At 41.7% G+C, this 16619-nt stretch carries 16 protein-coding genes and 1 pseudogene; 10 read left to right on the forward strand and 7 right to left on the reverse strand.

Features of this window, described 5'->3' with window-relative positions; translation table 11 throughout:
- Positions 1–21: 21 nt before the first annotated feature.
- The 4 genes and pseudogenes from CRI9333_RS09280 to CRI9333_RS09295 all read left to right on the forward strand — a co-directional run bounded on the left by CRI9333_RS09280 (position 22) and on the right by CRI9333_RS09295 (position 3436).
- A complete protein-coding gene (locus CRI9333_RS09280; RefSeq protein WP_015202906.1) occupies positions 22–1155 on the forward strand; it encodes an AI-2E family transporter in 1134 nt (377 codons plus the stop codon).
- A gap of 32 nt (positions 1156–1187) precedes the next feature.
- Entirely contained in the window at positions 1188–1415 is a 228-nt protein-coding gene (locus tag CRI9333_RS09285; protein WP_015202907.1) for a type II toxin-antitoxin system Phd/YefM family antitoxin, read from the forward strand.
- Positions 1412–1799 (forward strand): annotated as a pseudogene (locus tag CRI9333_RS28335) (type II toxin-antitoxin system VapC family toxin). Before CRI9333_RS09285 ends, CRI9333_RS28335 begins: the two are co-directional and overlap by 4 nt.
- Positions 1796–3436, forward strand: a complete 1641-nt coding sequence (locus tag CRI9333_RS09295) for a mechanosensitive ion channel family protein (RefSeq protein WP_232229398.1) — start codon at positions 1796–1798, stop codon at positions 3434–3436. The pseudogene CRI9333_RS28335 and the gene CRI9333_RS09295 overlap by 4 nt, the downstream one beginning before the upstream one ends.
- A 70-nt stretch (positions 3437–3506) precedes the next feature.
- Here the strand turns inward: CRI9333_RS09295 and CRI9333_RS28535 are convergent, their stop codons facing one another.
- The gene (locus CRI9333_RS28535; RefSeq protein ID WP_015202909.1) at positions 3507–4277 is read right to left on the reverse strand and encodes a M23 family metallopeptidase; all 771 of its coding nucleotides are present in this window, start codon (positions 4275–4277) and stop codon (positions 3507–3509) included.
- Positions 4278–4502: 225 nt separating this feature from the next.
- On the opposite strand from CRI9333_RS28535, the gene CRI9333_RS09305 reads away from it, so the two are divergent.
- Positions 4503–5396: an alpha/beta fold hydrolase gene (locus CRI9333_RS09305; RefSeq protein WP_015202910.1), complete on the forward strand. Its 894-nt coding sequence runs from the start codon at positions 4503–4505 to the stop codon at positions 5394–5396.
- A 377-nt stretch (positions 5397–5773) separates the two neighbouring features.
- Positions 5774–6037 carry a hypothetical protein gene (locus CRI9333_RS09310; protein ID WP_015202911.1) on the forward strand — a complete coding sequence of 88 codons (264 nt, stop codon included), beginning with the start codon at positions 5774–5776 and terminating at the stop codon, positions 6035–6037.
- A gap of 78 nt (positions 6038–6115) precedes the next feature.
- On the opposite strand, the gene CRI9333_RS09315 is transcribed toward CRI9333_RS09310, so the two are convergent.
- The 5 genes from CRI9333_RS09315 to CRI9333_RS09335 all read right to left on the reverse strand — a co-directional run bounded on the left by CRI9333_RS09315 (position 6116) and on the right by CRI9333_RS09335 (position 10671).
- Entirely contained in the window at positions 6116–6901 is a 786-nt protein-coding gene (locus CRI9333_RS09315; RefSeq protein WP_015202912.1) for a hypothetical protein, read from the reverse strand.
- A complete protein-coding gene (locus tag CRI9333_RS09320) occupies positions 6898–7683 on the reverse strand; it encodes a hypothetical protein (RefSeq protein ID WP_015202913.1) in 786 nt (261 codons plus the stop codon). The genes CRI9333_RS09315 and CRI9333_RS09320 overlap by 4 nt, the downstream gene beginning before the upstream one ends.
- 5 nt (positions 7684–7688) lie before the next feature.
- A complete protein-coding gene (locus CRI9333_RS26680; protein ID WP_015202914.1) occupies positions 7689–9326 on the reverse strand; it encodes a hypothetical protein in 1638 nt (545 codons plus the stop codon).
- An 85-nt stretch (positions 9327–9411) separates the two neighbouring features.
- Positions 9412–9837, reverse strand: a complete 426-nt coding sequence (locus CRI9333_RS09330; protein ID WP_015202915.1) for a hypothetical protein — start codon at positions 9835–9837, stop codon at positions 9412–9414.
- Positions 9838–10077: 240 nt separating this feature from the next.
- The gene (locus tag CRI9333_RS09335; RefSeq protein WP_015202916.1) at positions 10078–10671 is read right to left on the reverse strand and encodes a Maf family protein; all 594 of its coding nucleotides are present in this window, start codon (positions 10669–10671) and stop codon (positions 10078–10080) included.
- 178 nt (positions 10672–10849) lie between these two features.
- On the opposite strand from CRI9333_RS09335, the gene aroC reads away from it, so the two are divergent.
- From aroC to CRI9333_RS27740, 4 genes are all read left to right on the forward strand, one after another.
- Positions 10850–11944: a chorismate synthase gene (gene aroC / locus CRI9333_RS09340; RefSeq protein ID WP_015202917.1), complete on the forward strand. Its 1095-nt coding sequence runs from the start codon at positions 10850–10852 to the stop codon at positions 11942–11944.
- An 8-nt stretch (positions 11945–11952) separates the two neighbouring features.
- The gene (locus tag CRI9333_RS09345; RefSeq protein WP_015202918.1) at positions 11953–12804 is read left to right on the forward strand and encodes an MBL fold metallo-hydrolase; all 852 of its coding nucleotides are present in this window, start codon (positions 11953–11955) and stop codon (positions 12802–12804) included.
- 101 nt (positions 12805–12905) lie between these two features.
- Positions 12906–14270 carry a cytochrome P450 gene (locus tag CRI9333_RS09350; RefSeq protein WP_015202919.1) on the forward strand — a complete coding sequence of 455 codons (1365 nt, stop codon included), beginning with the start codon at positions 12906–12908 and terminating at the stop codon, positions 14268–14270.
- Positions 14271–14400: 130 nt separating this feature from the next.
- A complete protein-coding gene (locus tag CRI9333_RS27740) occupies positions 14401–15399 on the forward strand; it encodes a hypothetical protein (protein WP_015202920.1) in 999 nt (332 codons plus the stop codon).
- Between the two features lie 128 nt (positions 15400–15527).
- Here CRI9333_RS27740 and CRI9333_RS09365 read toward each other — a convergent pair whose 3' ends face one another.
- Positions 15528–16616 carry a serine/threonine-protein kinase gene (locus CRI9333_RS09365; protein ID WP_015202921.1) on the reverse strand — a complete coding sequence of 363 codons (1089 nt, stop codon included), beginning with the start codon at positions 16614–16616 and terminating at the stop codon, positions 15528–15530.
- Positions 16617–16619: the final 3 nt, after the last annotated feature.

Raw genomic sequence — 16619 nt, forward strand, 5'->3', positions numbered from 1 at the left:
AATTTTTACTCGCACTTCATTATGTTAGAGCGGCGCACAAGTATAACTCTGGCTAACATCCTGCTAATTGTAGTCACCGGATTGCTACTGGTGTTGCTATGGCAGTTGCGAAGTCTGCTAGTAATTCTGATGATTGCAGTAGTGTTAGCGGCTGCCCTAGCCCCTGTGGTGGACTCGGCTGACCGTTGGAATATCCCCCGTTGGTTAACAGTTTTGGGTGTTTACTTAGCTTTAATAGCTGGGTTAACTGGCTTCGGAGTGTTAATTGGTCCGCCAGTAGTTACACAAATTGAGCGTTTAATCCGTCAGTTGCCTTTCTATTTGGAATTACTAAGGGGTTTGGCAGAAAATTTGGCAGTACGCTTGGGGATGACGCAGCCACAGTTAATCCGGCAAATATTTGATATTCAAGGTCTGAGCAGTTGGTTGATTGGATCGAGTCAACAATTATTAGTACGTTCTTATGGTTTGACTAGGGGGCTTTTAGGTGGCTTATTTAGCCTGCTATTAGCTTTAATTGTTTCCGGTTATATGTTGGCGGGTAGCGAGAATTTAATCAACGGTTTAGTTAGTTTGTTTCCGCAACCTTGGGATAAACGTTTGGCAGATCAGGTGGAACCGATGAGTCGCAGAATGGGTAATTTCATTCAGGGACGGGTTTTGGTTTCTGCGATTTTAGGGGTGGTGATTACTATTGGTTTAAGTTTTTTGGGTTTATCAGAGTTTGCTTTAGCTTTGGGTGCGATCGCAGGTTTTACCAATTTAATCCCATTTGTTGGCCCAATTCTCGGTGCAGTCCCGGCTTTAGTTGTGGCAGTTTCTTTGGGAGGCTGGACATTTTTGTGGGTTTTGCTGTTATTCGTAGTTATCCAAAATGTGGAAACTTATGTGCTTGATCCACTGCTTGTTGGCCCTTCTGTGAAAATACACCCGTTATATCAACTATTAGCTGTACTGGGAGGAACACAAGTTTTGGGTATTGTTGGCGCTTTAATTGTTCCCCCTTGGGTTGCGGGTGCTGCTGTGCTATTGGAGAATCTTTATTTAAAACCAAAAATGTTTGCAGAGCAACAAACCAAGTTGGTAGATTCTACCCAAACGGAAATTTTAACTACTGTGCCAAATAATTCGCCAACTTTCAATAAAGGTTGTTAAAGAATTGAGCAGTTTTAGACTGGAGATTATCAATGCACCAAGTTAACTTAAAACAAGCATCGGCTATACTAGCAGACTTAATTGAAGAAGCTGCAAGTGGGGAAGAAGTTGTCATCACGCGCTCTGATGGAACCTCTTTTAAAATTGTGCCACTAAGCGGGGTAGGATCAAGCCCCAAATTTGGCAGTGCTAGGGGTTTAGTAAAAATGTCAGATGATTTTGATGAGCCATTAGCAGATTTTGAGGAATACACTCCATGAGGCTCTTGCTTGACACTCATACGTTTTTATGGTTCATCGCAGGTAGCCTTAATCTGAGTGACACAGCAAGAAACTTGATCGAAGAGCAGGGAAACCAGAAATTTTTGAGCATTGCTGGTCTTTGGGAGATGTCTATCAAAGCCAGTATCGGTAAGCTGGAACTTGGGATGACTTCTCACTGAGTTGGTTAAGCGAGAGGTCTATGGTAACGCCATTGATTTGCTAGAAATACGACCAGAACATCTTGATGAGTTAGCCAAGCTACCTTTTCACCACAAAGACCCGTTTGATCGGCTGATGATTTCCCAGAGTTTGGTAGAGAATATTCCTATAGTGAGCAGAGACAGTGCTTATCGAAGTTATCCCGTGCATTTACTGTGGTGAGTTCCCCGACTAAATTTTTCCAGAAAGCGATCTTGGCGCTGACAATTGTTTGCTTAATATGGCTACCAGTTTCAGCCCAAACAAAACCAACTGCACCTATTACCCTTGATGGGCGGCAGTTGTTTAAAGTTAGTGATTCAGGGGGATATAGCGCCCAACAACGTGCTGAAATTGTAGATACTATCTTGAAGCAGACTGTTAAAACTGGTGAACCATATTTATCAGTAGATATTATTGAGCGTAATGGTTTACCTGTGATTCAGCTAGAGGGGCGTAATTTACTCACAGTTACTCAGGGAGATACTTCACCTGGAATAACTGTGCAAAAGCAGGCGGAAATTTGGGTAGGAATTCTAAAAGCTTCAATTAAAAAAGCTCAACAACAGCGCACCACCGCGTATATCCGCAATGCTATTTTGCTTTCATTTGGCTCTGTGCTATTAGCGATCGCATTTAGTTGGGCAATTGGCTGGATCGGGATGTACTGGCTATACCCAATGCTTCCCAAGGAAGAGACAACTGAACAGACATCCCCTAAAAATACTGGAATTGAACAAGGAATAAAGTTTCTAATTGCGACGATTCGGAGTTTGATCTGGTTTGCTAGTGCTATCTATATTACTAATTTATTTCCCCAAACACGGGAATGGAGCCGCAGCGTCAGCGACATCCTAATTTTTACTCTAGCTTCGCCGATGGTTCCCTTGGGGGACAAATCTTACTCGCTCATCCAGATTCTATTTTTAATTGGGCTGTTTATTGGTCTACTAATTTTAGCTAAAACACTTAAAAAAGTGTTGCGATCGCGTGTTCTACACATGACTGGCATGAGTCGCGGTTCCCAAGAAACCGTCGCTTCTATCGCTAACTACACTTTAATCTCGATTGGCACTTTAGTTCTTCTACAAGTTTGGGGGCTAGATCTTAGTTCTTTAACGATCTTTGCCAGTGTTTTAGGAGTCGGTATTGGATTAGGTTTACAAGGAATTGCTAAAGAATTTGTTAGTGGGTTAGTAATTATTTTTGAGCGACCAATTCAAGTAGGAGACTTTGTTGAAGTTGCTGGCAAAGTGGGAACTGTAGAGCGAATTAGTGTGCGTAGTACTGAAATTCTGACTTTAGATCAAGTATCAATTTTTGTGCCTAATTCCCGCTTTTTAGAATCAGAAGTAATTAATTGGAGTTATCCTAGTCCCTTATCACGGTTAAAGATTTCAGTCCGTGTTGCTTATGGGTCAAACTTAAGTGCTGTAAAGGATGCCTTGGTCGATGCAGCTAATGAACATCCCGATATTCTCTCTGAACCTGCGCCTCAAGTTTGGTTTACAGGGTTTGGGCAAAGTTCTTTAATGTTAAATTTGCTAGTTTGGATTACACAACCACGTAAACAGTTTCAAATTAAGAGCGATCTTTACTTTCGGATTGATCAAATTTTACGCGATCGCCATGTAGAAATTCCTTTTCCCCAGCGAGAACTACATTTACGCAACGGTAGTTTACCCTTAGAAGTTTCCCCGCAGTTGCAAGATTCCCTAACCGACTTAGCACAAAATCTTGCTCTTTGGCTGAAACATCAACCTAATCAAGTACCTAAAGATTCTCAAAACAGCAGCAAATTTCCAGATGATCAGCCATAAATTTGCTCATAACCACTGTTTGATAGCGATGATTTAAAAATCTTTCCTCTTCACCAGTCCCAATACCCAATTACTGCCCAACCTGAGATATTGTTGAACGACTAGCTAAATTAATCATTGGGTTAATCGCTCCCATTCCAGGCAGCAGCGTTTCAAAATGACAGTGTGGCCCAGTACTACGCCCTGAACTCCCCATTTCTGCAATCATTTGCCCCTGTTCAATAGATTGACCAACCATCACTAAAACTTTGCTGTTGTGACCATAGCGTGTCACACTGCCATCAAAATGCTGAATTTCTACTAAATTGCCATAACCGCCAGCAACCCAACCAGCTTTAGTTACTACCCCAGTCGCTGCCGCCACAATTGGTGTGCCAATTGGCCCAGCAATATCAATTCCTTTGTGCATCCTTCCCCAACGCCGACCATATCCGGATGTTAACTTACCTGAAGCGGGCCAAATAAATTTAGCCGAAAGAGGAATTACTTGTGAATCTGCGGGGGGTACAGGAAGCTGAATGTATGCCGACTGTGAAACTGGGGGTGGTACAGGAATAGAAATATATCCAGAGTTAGGAAATACATCTGTACCTAAGTATGCACCTGTTTGTTTCTTCTGAGCATTTTTGTTTGCTGAATCGAATTTGATATTATTTGACGGCGTTGATTGAGGAAATGCCTGTGAATCTGAGCCTACAGTCGATGTTACTTCCTCAAAGGATTTGGTTTCAACTGTGATTTCCTGTCCATTAGCTTTCCAGGGCATCAAAGTTAAGATCAGACTGGCTACCAATACTAGGGAGGGGAATTTCATCAAAAATCTCTTAAGTTCTGTTGCCATCTTATAGGCTGTATAGCCTTTTTGATCACCGTAGGATCACGGTTTTTTATAGTTACAAATAGTAAAATTTCAGTATTTGTATGTGGCTTACTATCTATGCAGCACTAATAATAAACAAGCTGAAAAGCCCAATGGCAGAGGCTTTTAACGCATTAGTATGTAGTTAGAGAGCTTACAAATTAGTCATAGCTTGGTTGATTGATCATTGAGAATGGCAAATAATTTATGTCCAATTTTTACACCTGGAATAACTATCGCTGTGGCTATGCGGTACATACATCGCCTAATGCCATTAACTCCCAGGTTCCCTTGTTGTTAATACATCCTATTGGTGTGGGGTTATCTCGGCATTTTTGGGAACGCTTTTGCAGTGAATGGTTCAAAACAGGTGGCAGTAACTTAATTTATAACCCAGATCTCTTAGGCTGCGGTGAGAGTGAGAACCCCCGTATAGCTTATACTCCCCATGATTGGGCAGAGCAATTACAATACCTTTTGCAAACAGAGATAAAAAAGCCTGTAATTTTAGTGGTGCAAGGTGCTTTGTTGCCTGTTGCGATCGCCTTAATTAATCTCCAAAAAGAGCCAAACTTAATTAAAGGGCTAGTTTTAAGTGGTCCTCCCTCTTGGTCTTTAATCACTAAGCCTACAAGTACTTTACGGCAAAAATTGCTGTGGAATTTATTCTTTGATTCTCCTGTAGGCGCGGCGTTTTATCGCTATGCCCGAACACCTCAGTTTTTAAGATCCTTTTCGATCCGGCAATTGTTTGACTCAGTTGAGGATGTTGATTCACAGTGGATAGATATGCTGTTGGCAGGCGCTGCAAACCCAGATTCTCGCTATGCGGTTTTTTCCTTCTTAGCGGGGTTTTGGCGACAAAATTATGCAGAAGCGATCGCTAATATCTCTCAACCTACTTTAGTCGTTATGGGAGAAACAGCTTCCGGTATTAATCAGGCTGGGAAAGGAGAAACTCCAGATCAACGCTTGGCTAACTACCTTAAGTATCTATCAGCAGGTGAGGGAATCAAAATTCCTGGTCGCAATGTTTTACCCTACGAGTCAACGACGGATTTTGTGGGTGCGATCGCGCCTTTTATCCAAAAATTGTCCTAGCATCAGCCGAATGTAGAGACGTAGCATTGTACGTCTCTGTATCAAAAAACTTAAGCATTCAGGCTCAGTAAGCGAGACGCTCACACTACATATAGCGCAACACGACTTAATTTACCCGGTATGTAGTGCGAGCATCCTGCAAGAAGTGTAAGTTTTCCGTAAGTCCTGATCAAATATGCAAAATTGGTCAGGACTTACGCCGAAAGTGAGATTTTATACCTATTCAACGTAAAGTTATGAAAATTCCTCTTGATTAACAAAATAATTTCTGTATCATAAGTAACAGAAATGCTTTTTTAATCGCAGTAATTAATGTCGCTCAAATTGAGCCTCATTAAGTCTGAGGCTGGTATACCTACATATTTACTAACAAAACTATGAAACTCGACACTTATAAATCTCCCATCGGCGTACAAGCATATTCTTCCAAAGCTATGCTCTTTCCCTCATGTGCGCTTTATTGGTCAAACGAGCAGAAGTATGAAGCATCTACCTGGGTGCAACTGCTAAATCCTCCCCACTCCTTCAGTTATGATGAAGCACTTTTATTGTGTCAGCAATCCGAAGACGAATGGGTTGCTTGGATTCCAGAGCATGGTGAAATTGTGCTAAACATCAGTCAATTTTGCATAGCTAATTAATCGTGTTGATCCTAGAGGAGACAACAAAAAATCTACTAAGTTTGTCTCCGTTATATCTACTTAAATATCTTGTCAAGATTAAGTTATCCTTCTTAACAAAAATTTAGCAATTTTCTTTTCAAAGGGTTTGGGCGACAGGAAGCGCAACAACAACTGACGTAACGCCCAACTACCCATAGATGCAGACGTAAAACGTAGTATTCGCTTAATTCCTTGTTGAAATAACCACGACATTAACAATGGAATCAGCAAAGTTAAGAAATTAACTTGCATCAAACGTCCCGCGTAAGGAATTACCATTGCTGCAACCAATAGCAATGATATTCCCCAAGAAACCCAATTTACCCACAAAGTACTGGTAATCCTAAGTTGGTTTAGCAGTTGGTTAATTAACCAATAGTGGGAAGTGGCGATCGCTAAACACTTTTTAGGCGTTTCCAAAGCATCACGCTGAATTTGGTGAATGATATCACCATCCAGCGAGATCACACTCCGCATCACAATGTTTTCTGATTGTAATTCCGCAGATTTATAATAATAAGTGCAAAAAGTCAAGCCCGATTGAAAGCGATTTTTACCTTGGCTGTTTTCGCCATCTGACAAAGCAAAATATCGCAATTGAGTCAGCAGACTTTTAGAAATTTCTAGGCTTTCGCCTCTAGATTTTGCGCCTAGAATTGCCTTGACTGAAGTTTTATCCAAATTGAAGCGGATAAATCGAAATACTATTAAACCTTGCTCATTTTTTACTTCTTCAACTTGAATCTGCTTGTCTAGGTTGATAGATGCCTTGATGAGCCGAGAAGGAGAAGCTGGCGCTTCTTTTATCCTCCTGCTTCTCACTTTAGTTAGTAATGAATTCACTTAGGTAACTTGATAAAAGAAACTGGTCTAGCTAACATTGATTGAACCATATTCACAATAAATTCAAGTAGTCCACGCCACTGCTTATCGCCAGTAATTACTCCTTCTTGATGTATTTGGAGGATAACATCTTGATATTTACTATCAAATAATCGTTTATTGAAACGGTTAATAATATCGCCATCAAGTTGAATAACAGTTTGGGCATAAATTAAATCACTTACCAAATCGTCATCAAGATCTTCTAATCCCTCAGCAGGCTTTTGAGAGAGTACTTTATTGCGATTATCTAATGCTGCTTTTAATTCTGCTATTTTACGCAAAGTCCGTAAAAATCTACCATCCTCAAGTAGATCTTGAATTGCTCTAATTTCTGTAGGCGTAGCACCTGGGTTGAGGGGGTTAGGGAGTTGTGTCTCTATTTGATCTAAAGTGGCAGATGGATCTGTGAGAATGCGAGTATCTCTAATCGCTGAAGGGTTTTCTTCAGTTAACAACAAACAATATTCCACTTCCAATTGTTTGCGTAAACTCAAGTAGCGATCGCGCAAAGATTCATCAACACCCTTTCTCTCTAGATATTGTCTAGATATGGGATAAACATCTCGATAAACTTGCCAAGGAATAAACTTATTCCCAGTAATTTGATCCACCACCATTGTATTAACTTCTAAAGCAGTGATATCCAACAGCACATCACTTAAAGACTTCATAAAATCCTTTAAATTTTTTTCTATTCGAGGTGCTGCGGATTGATTATTTCGGTTTTGTCTAACTAACACAGACTTTATGCTCCCTGTATATCGTTTTCAGAATTATTTTGATTAGTTAAAAGTGGAGAAGATTGCATCTCTGCTGCTAGTTCCATATTAGAAAGAGGTGGATCATCAACATCCGCAGGGATAATAAATGAATCTCCTTCACTTTCAGTTATTTCTGTTGTAGGCGTTCCTTCAGATAAATAACGTGCAAACTCCGACACTTCTGGTTCGGGCGATAAACGCTCAAACTCCTCCACCAGATGAGATTCTGCTAACTTATCCGCCTCCCATTCCTCAACTAATTCAGGGTGATTTACCCAGTCATCATTAGCAGGCTCAACCTCTTGAGGCGTTTCTACTACTACTGGAGATACTTCGGTAAAGTCAGGTTTAAATTGCTCCCACTCTGCCTCAACTAACGTATTTAAATCTGGTATCAGTACGTTTGTATTAGCAAAGTTGGCTTCATCATCCACCCAATTATCCCATTCCTCCTCAAACTCCTGCTCTAATACATCTAACTGAGTGGCATCTGCTGTAATTAATTCATTTTCTTCCTCTGTCCAATCATCCCACTCCTCGACAAATTCTTGGTTGGATGTAGTTTGATTAGCATTATTTGAGGTTATATCTTGCTCTAGATGCTGTAAAACCCAGTCATCCAAAGCTGGATCAGTTTCTTCGGGTAGTGTCTCTGAAGTTGGCTGCGGTGGGGTAATGTCTAACTCATTGTGTGGTTCCAGCAAATTTTCTTCCCCCTCTTGTGTTCCCAGATGCAAAGCATCCAAACTAGGTGGACGCACCGTTGGCAAGGAATTGATCTGTTCCAATACAGATGAATCTATATTCTCCTGAGTTCCTAGCTGCAAAGAATCAAGACGAGGTGGACGCACCGTTGTCACGTTCGTAATCTGCTCTAATGAGGGCGATAATTCTATATCTGCTGCTTCGGGTTGTTCCTGACTGGTGAGGGGAGTTGTTGTGCTTGGTTGAGCCAATATACTTTGCCAGTCTTGCTCCAAATCTGATTCAGAAGGCAGCATACTGGGAGTTGTTTCGTCTTCTATTGTTGGCGTGGCTTCTGCTGGTTCTGGAGTTGATATTTCCGCCTGTGCTACAGAAGGTTCTGGAAACAATTCTGGAGTTGATATTTCCGCTTGCGCTACAGAAGGTTCTGGAAACAATTCTGGAGTTAGTATTTCTGCTTGTGCTACCGGAGTTGGTGGAATACCAACAGGTCGTGTGGTTACATTTGGTTGAGGTGATGGCAATCGTTGACTTTCGCCAGTAGGCAAGTCTACGTTAATTTGCGGTAAATTAGCATTTGGATACCGCAATCTTACCCACAATTCAAATAATTTTTGTAAGCTGTTCAGGTTATCCTGAATAATTTTTTGACCTTGATTAACCTGATCTCGGTGAAAATCCCGCAATTCCCGATAAGGACTATTGCCAATAAATTGCTTACCAATTTCGTTTTCGATATCGCCTTCCAGCAAATTAATGCGTGTGCGGAGGCGTTGACCTGGTTTAATATCTGTTTCTTGATCAGAAGACACCCAAGTTGTGACTTGCAACTCAATGGCTTCGCTTAGTGCTAATGCCAAAGCTTCAACTATTTTGCCTGCCTTGAGTTGTTCCTTAAAGTCGTCGCTTGCCGCCATAATACTTATTTCCTTACATCTTCGCACGTTGCAGAGCTTAGTTAAACTTGTGGTAAGTTACCACAAGTTTTGACGACATTTTCTTTTAAGTAGAAGGGGGAAGCGGTGGGTTTTCTCCCTGCTGCCGTCGTGATGCGTGGGATACTTGTGATAAGGTGCTAGTCATAATCGTAAATAGCTGTTGCAATGTTGCAATGTTGTGCTGCAACACTTGCCGTCCAGCTTGTACCTGTTCTAAATGGAATTGTTTAAGGTCAGTGTAAGGACCATAGCCCAAAAATTGGCTACCTACCTCGTTTTCAATATCGCCGTCTACAATATTGATGCGAGTTTTCATCCTGTGACCAGGTAAAGGTTGACCTGCGTTGTTACTTCCTGAAGCATCTGTCGCTGATTCGGATGACACCCAAGTAGTAATTTCTAGCTCAATGGCTTCACCTAACGCCAGAGTCAGGGCATCAACAATCTTTCCTGCTTTGAGATATTCTTTGAAGTCGTCACTTGCAGCCATAAAGTTACTCTCAATTAACGGTAATGCAGCTAGCTCAAGGTTAGACCAGAAGTGCCTTGAATATACCAAAAATTTACTTGATTTTATAAAAATTTGGGATTTAGGGCAGAGGGGCAGGGGGCAGGTATAGGTTTTTTACATTTTCCCTGAAGCAGGAAAAGCAGGCGTAATTACTCGCTTTTAGTAAGTGTTTTGATTGAGTTGCCTAAGTTGTGGAATTGTTAACTGTCTAAAGGAAGATTATTGCCAAAAATCGGTAACGGTATAACCTAGTTCTATCAGCATATTTCGGAGTAAGGGAAGGCTAAGACCAATAACGTTAGTGTGGCAACCTACAAGTTTTTCGACAAATAATCCGCCTTTTCCTTCGAGGGCAAAGCAGCCAGCGCATTTGAGGGGTTCGCCTGTTGCAACGTAGGCTGTAATTTCGCGATCGCTCACATTGGCAAATTTTACTTCAGTAATGCCACACTTGACCAAAGTTTTATTGTGTGGTTGGTCAATTAAGGCATGACCTGTGTAGAGAATACCAGTTTGACCGCGCATTTTTTGCCAACGTGTGATCGCTTGTTCTGGCGATTCAGGTTTACCATAAATTTCCGAGTTAACCGCTAATACTGAATCACAACCTAGTATTAATGCCTCTGTAAATTGTTCGGCAACTGTTTCGGCTTTCCGCAGTGCTAAAACTTGGACTAATTCGCCTGGATCATTGATTTGTACTTGTGATTCATCAAAATCACTAACTTTTACTACTGATTCAATTCCAGCCGTTTGTAACAAACGCCGACGGGCTGGGGATGCTGAAGCTAAGACAAAGGTAGGATTAAGCATATTTAACGATTAAACAGTAATTTTATTGTGACCAATGAATGCTTGATATCTTCCAATCTTGTATTTCATTCTTCAGATTTCTCCATTCTCTTAAGATCTTCATTTGAATTAACCAAAATTAGGATTTTTGCTAGAAATCTCCTGTTAAGATACTAATCTTGTGGCTTTCTTTGAGATCATGGGCAATACTTTTGGGCATCTGTTTCGGATCACTACATTTGGCGAATCTCACGGTGGTGGCGTGGGAGTTGTGATTGATGGTTGCCCACCGCAACTGGAAATTTCTGCTGAGGAAATTCAAGTTGAATTAGACCGTAGACGACCAGGACAAAGTAAGATTACTACGCCTAGAAAAGAATCGGATACCTGTGAAATTTTGTCTGGGGTATTCGAGGGCAAAACGATGGGAACTCCCATCACAATTTTGGTGAGAAATCAAGATACTCGCTCCCAAGATTATGATGAGATGGCGGTGAAATATCGTCCTTCCCACGCCGATGCTACTTACGATGCTAAATACGGAATTCGCAATTGGCAAGGTGGCGGTAGATCTTCGGCGAGAGAGACAATTGGCAGGGTAGCAGCAGGTGCGATCGCTAAAAAAATCCTTAAAATTGTTGGTGGTGTCGAAATTATCGGCTATGTTAAGCGTATTAAAGACCTAGAAGGCGTTGTTGACCCAAATTTGGTCACAATGGAACAAGTAGAAAGTAATATAGTCCGTTGTCCTGATGCTGAATGTGCAGAAAGGATGATTGAAAAAATCGAGCAAATACGACGGGAAGGCGACTCGATTGGTGGTGTGGTGGAATGCGTTGCAAGGAATATACCCAAAGGACTAGGCGAGCCTGTATTTGATAAACTAGAAGCAGACCTGGCTAAAGGTGTTATGTCATTACCAGCAAGTAAAGGATTTGAAATTGGCTCTGGTTTTGCTGGCACTCTGCTAACTGGCAGTGAGCATAATGATGAATTTTACACTGATGAGAACGGCGAAATTCGCACAGTAACTAATCGCTCTGGCGGTATCCAGGGAGGCATCTCTAACGGAGAAAATATTATTTTACGAGTGGCATTTAAACCTACTGCCACAATTCGTAAAGAACAGCGTACCGTTACCTTGACAGGTGAAGAAACTTTACTAGCTGGTAAAGGTCGCCACGATCCTTGCGTTCTGCCTAGAGCCGTGCCTATGGTAGAAGCAATGGTTGCTTTAGTACTGTGCGATCATCTGTTACGGCAACAGGGTCAATGTGGTGTATTAAAGGCTTGAAGTGCTAAATGGAAATAAATCCTGACTCTGAGTTTGTTGTGCAATTCTGGGGTGTACGCGGTAGCATTCCTTGCCCTGGAAATGAAACAGTTCGTTATGGCGGAAATACTTCCTGTGTAGAAATGCGCGTGGGTGGTAAACGCCTGATCTTTGATGGTGGTACAGGGTTGCGGGTACTTGGTAGAAGTATTGAGCAACAGCAGCCTTTAGAAGCATATATGTTTTTTACCCACTATCACTGGGATCATATCCAGGGAGTGCCGTTTTTTAGTCCTGCCTTTATTCCAGGGAATTTATTACATATTCATGGATTATTGCCACCAGGAATAGAATCAATGCAACAGCATTTTTGGGATAACGTCTTACATATAGACTCGTTGATTCCAGAACCGCAGATTAAGGCTGACCTCAAGTTCTATGAATTGACTTATGGAGATATTTTTAATATCGACGATATTACTATTGAAACTGCTGCACTTAATCATCCCAATGGAGCAATTGGATATCGGGTAACTTGGCAAGGTCATAGTGTTTTTTATTGTACAGATACAGAACATTTGCCCGATCGCATGGATGAAAATGTGCTGTATTTGGCACGTGAGGCTGATGTGCTGATTTATGATTCGATGTACACAGATGATGAATATCAAAACCCTAAGTCACCTAAAGTAGGCTGGGGTCACTCTACTTGGCAGCAAGCATTGAAAATAGCTGAGGTTGCTAATGTGAAGCAGCCTGTAATTTTCCACCATGAGCCTAACCATAATGATGAGTTTATGGATAAGTTGCAATCAGAAGTTTTAGCTGTCTGTCCAACCGCAGTATTAGCTCGTGAGGGGTTAATTCTTAAAGTTGTTTGAACGCTTAAAAATTAAGAATGGTGCGATGTGCTTAAAAGCATTTCTCCAACAAATTTTACATCTCGTCAAAATGTTAAGTAGTTGTATGGGGTCATGATTTTATGGCTATAAATCCTGATGCGATGTCTACGACGGGCTGCGCCTACGCATCAAAGTCTTTACCTCCTGGTAGCTTTGGTTTACCTTTAATTGGCGAAACAATTAGCTTTTTGCGCGATCCAGATTTTGTCACTAAACGCCGAAAGCAATACGGGTCAATTTTTAAGACTCACATTATCGGTCGTCCCACAGTGATTATGAGCGGTGCTGAGGCTAATCGCTTTATTTTATCTAGCGATATGCACCGCTTTTCTTGGCGTGAAGGATGGCCCAATACCTTCAAAGAACTATTGGGAGGATCGCTATTTGTTCAAGAAGGTGCTGAACATCAAAGAAATCGCAAATTATTAATGCCAGCTTTTCATGGCAAGGCTTTAAGTAATTATGTAGGCACGATGGAGCGCCTTACTATTAATTATTTAGAAAAGTGGGAGCAATTAGGAACATTTACTTGGTTTAGTGAATTTAAACAATTAACATTTGAAATTGCTAGTGCATTGCTAATTGGCAGTGAACCAGGAGCGCAGACAGCTTACCTCAGTGAGTTATTTCACTATTTGACAAATGGCTTACTTGCTATACCCCTGCGGTGGCGTTGGACAAGCTATGGTAAGGCGCTGCAAGCACGAGATCAGATACTGGCACATATTGAGCAAGCAGTGCGACATCGACAACAACAGCCTGCACAAGATGCTTTGGGGCTGCTAGTTCAAAGTCGTGACGAAGACGGAAACAGTTTGAGTATGGAAGAACTAAAAGCGCAGGCTTTACTCATGCTGTTTGCAGGTCACGAAACTACTACATCTATGCTGACTTCGCTGTGTATGGCTTTAGCACAACACCCAGAGGTGTTAGCCAAAGCACGTAGCGAACAACAGCAGTTAGCAACAAATGAGGAATTGACTCTAGAACAAGTTAGACAAATGACTTATCTGGAGCAGGTGCTAAAGGAAGTAGAACGAATGTATCCTCCAGTTGGTGGTGGTTTTCGTGGTGTCGTCGAAGAATTTGAATTTCAAGGTTACTATGTCCCTAAAGGCTGGCAGGTTTTGTATCGTATAACCGATACCCATTTAGATAGCGGTATATACACAAAGCCAGATTGTTTTGATCCAGAACGTTTTAGTCCAAGTCGAGCGGAACATAAAAAACAAGATTTTATCTTAGTTGGTTTTGGGGGCGGTTCCCGTAATTGTTTAGGGGTAGCTTTCGCGCAGTTGGAAATGAAGATTGTGGCGGCACATTTAATACGAAATTACACTTGGGAACTGCTGCCAAAACAAAATTTAACTCTTGATGCTGTACCAACACTGCACCCAGTTGATGGGTTAAAAGTTAAGTTTCAGCGTTTATCAATTAGCAATTAACAATTATTCCCTCCTCTCCCCTCTCCCCTCTCTTTTCTCTCCTCTATCCTCTCGTCAGAGTATAAATGCTCATTTTGAAATTAGCAATTAATATGAAAAATTAGTGGCAATTTCAGTTTGGAGGCAATCCATGCGATTAATGTTAGGCATTCTCATTGCCAGCATCGGGCTATCAGCACTGCCAGTTAAAGCACAGGTTGCTGATACTCAGGTAGGGGCGCTTGTAGAAGCATTACGGCAAGCAGCGCCAAAAACTGGCAAAGTCGATGATGGACTGTATAGCGACTGGCAAATTAAACCAGGAAATATTCCGCGCTGGTCTAAACGCTGTATTGGGCGAGAAATGACTATACCCGAATTTGAATCAAACACTGCCACAGCAAGGCAAGTACTTGTTTGTGTAATGCGTAATATTATGCAAGAGGAGTATAAAGCTAGTGGTAATAATGAATCTTTAGCAGTTAGACGCGCTGCTTCTTGGTGGATGACTGGCAATCCCAATTTTTACAATAGTGGTACTACTAATACCTATACTCAAAAAGTTCTGGACTTTTACCAAAAACAGCGCTCAGGTGTAACTGCCTCAAGCTCAAGCTCAACATCTACTAATACTAAACCTGTTACCCAGGCGCGACCCCCACAGCCACCAGCGCCACGAGTTGCGGCAAGTTCGGTACAAGTTGCCGATACTCAAGTAAGCGCACTTGTGGAAGCGTTGCGAATGGCAGCACCGAAGACAGGAAAAGAGAATGATGGGCTTTACGGTGAATGGCAAGTTATGTCAGATAATATTCCCCGATGGTCTCAACAATGTACCGGACGCGCTCTGACACCATCGCAATTTGCTAATAGTCCTGTAACGGCACGTTACATCCTGGTATGTGTAATGCGAGATGTGCTGCGGGATGAGTATCGTAATAGTGATAAAAATGAATCTTTGGCTGTACAACGTGCGGCGGCTTGGTGGATGACTGGCGATCCTACGCGCTACAGCAGTAATGAAACTGCACCATATACTCAGAAAGTTTTAGCTTTTTATCAAGATTTGCGTTCTGAAAAACCAGCACAACCAGCGCAAGCAACACAACCAGCACAACCAGCACAACCAAAGTTTCTACCTCATATTTAGATAGCGCATAGGATTGGTTTGATGTCTAGTCGCTCAAATGTGCTGAGTGCGATACTCCTGCGGAGTCGCTACGCGATCGCATTCGTCGGTATAGCTAGTGCGGGCATCTTGCCCGCGTGTCACAAATGCTAAAAGTCGTCAGATAAAATCTGATGGTTCAAGTTTTGATGCTGCTGTTTAGCATCTTTACGGGCTTTCCATTCTCGAATCGCGATCGCAGTGCGAGTTGCAGGAGGTAAATATTGTGCTACTTCGTCGTCATCAAGTGAATCATCTTCCATTCGAGGCTGAAGAGTGAGATATTCAGCTAAATCTTCTTGGTTTGACGTGATAACTAACTCTCTTAAAATCTCTCTAGCGGCTTGATAGCGATCTTCTAAAGAAATTTTTACCATTTTGTCGATGATTCGCCCAAAATAGTAGCTAACTTGTGCTTGGTGTTGCCAATAAATTTCGCCTGTAGCGCGATCGCACTGCAAATTAAGTGGGGCTTTACGGGTTAACAAATAAATACAAGTAACCCCCAAAGCATAAATATCGCTGGCGTAAACTGTAGAAAGTGAAAATTGTTCTGGCGGTGCAAACCCTAGAGTCCCGATAAAATGAGTTGCTGGTGTTTTATCTCCTATTTCACTAAGCTGGGCAATTTCTTCTTTGACAGCACCAAAATCAATTAGTACTAGCCTGCCATCATCCTGACACTTGATAATGTTCTGAGGTTTAATATCACGATGAATTACTTGATTGCGGTGGATGTAATCTAAAACGTGCAGCATTTCCCACAAAAATTCTCTCACTTGTGTTTCTGACTGCACGCCATAACGTCTGACTAACCGAGCCAGGGTAGGACCATGTATGTATTCTTGAACTAAATAAAATTCCCCCTCAATCACGAAATAATCTAGCAGCATGGGAATTTGAGAATGACTACCCAATTTAGCCAGCATTCTTGCTTCCCGCTCAAATCGCTGACGAGCAATTCCTCTTGTGGCTAGGTCTTCTACCTTTGGGTATAGTAGTTTAATTACGCATAGAGATTGACCAGGCAAATAAACGTCTTTAGCTACAAAAGTAACGCCAAAACCACCTCTACCTAGCATCCGTAGGATTTCATAGCGATCGCGAAATAACTCATTTTTACCGCACAGCTTACCTAATTGAGTTTGCTGTAAGACATCGCAGTGAAATTTAGACAGGTTGGTTTCGGGGAAATTCATTGA

The sequence above is a fragment of the Crinalium epipsammum PCC 9333 genome, from assembly GCF_000317495.1.
In the GTDB taxonomy this organism is placed as follows: Bacteria; Cyanobacteriota; Cyanobacteriia; order Cyanobacteriales; family PCC-9333; genus Crinalium; species Crinalium epipsammum.

Bases quoted from the DNA above. Each gene is read 5' to 3' on its own strand.
- CRI9333_RS09345 (WP_015202918.1), top strand. From the start codon at position 11,953: ATGGAAATAAATCCTGACTCTGAGTTTGTTGTGCAATTCTGGGGTGTA.
- CRI9333_RS09305 (WP_015202910.1), top strand. From the start codon at position 4,503: ATGTCCAATTTTTACACCTGGAATAACTATCGCTGTGGCTATGCGGTA.
- CRI9333_RS09365 (WP_015202921.1), bottom strand. From the start codon at position 16,616: ATGAATTTCCCCGAAACCAACCTGTCTAAATTTCACTGCGATGTCTTA.
- CRI9333_RS28535 (WP_015202909.1), bottom strand. From the start codon at position 4,277: ATGGCAACAGAACTTAAGAGATTTTTGATGAAATTCCCCTCCCTAGTA.
- CRI9333_RS26680 (WP_015202914.1), bottom strand. From the start codon at position 9,326: ATGGCGGCAAGCGACGACTTTAAGGAACAACTCAAGGCAGGCAAAATA.
- CRI9333_RS09335 (WP_015202916.1), bottom strand. From the start codon at position 10,671: ATGCTTAATCCTACCTTTGTCTTAGCTTCAGCATCCCCAGCCCGTCGG.
- CRI9333_RS09310 (WP_015202911.1), top strand. From the start codon at position 5,774: ATGAAACTCGACACTTATAAATCTCCCATCGGCGTACAAGCATATTCT.
- CRI9333_RS09350 (WP_015202919.1), top strand. From the start codon at position 12,906: ATGGCTATAAATCCTGATGCGATGTCTACGACGGGCTGCGCCTACGCA.
- CRI9333_RS27740 (WP_015202920.1), top strand. From the start codon at position 14,401: ATGCGATTAATGTTAGGCATTCTCATTGCCAGCATCGGGCTATCAGCA.
- CRI9333_RS09280 (WP_015202906.1), top strand. From the start codon at position 22: ATGTTAGAGCGGCGCACAAGTATAACTCTGGCTAACATCCTGCTAATT.
- CRI9333_RS09285 (WP_015202907.1), top strand. From the start codon at position 1,188: ATGCACCAAGTTAACTTAAAACAAGCATCGGCTATACTAGCAGACTTA.
- CRI9333_RS09330 (WP_015202915.1), bottom strand. From the start codon at position 9,837: ATGGCTGCAAGTGACGACTTCAAAGAATATCTCAAAGCAGGAAAGATT.
- aroC (WP_015202917.1), top strand. From the start codon at position 10,850: ATGGGCAATACTTTTGGGCATCTGTTTCGGATCACTACATTTGGCGAA.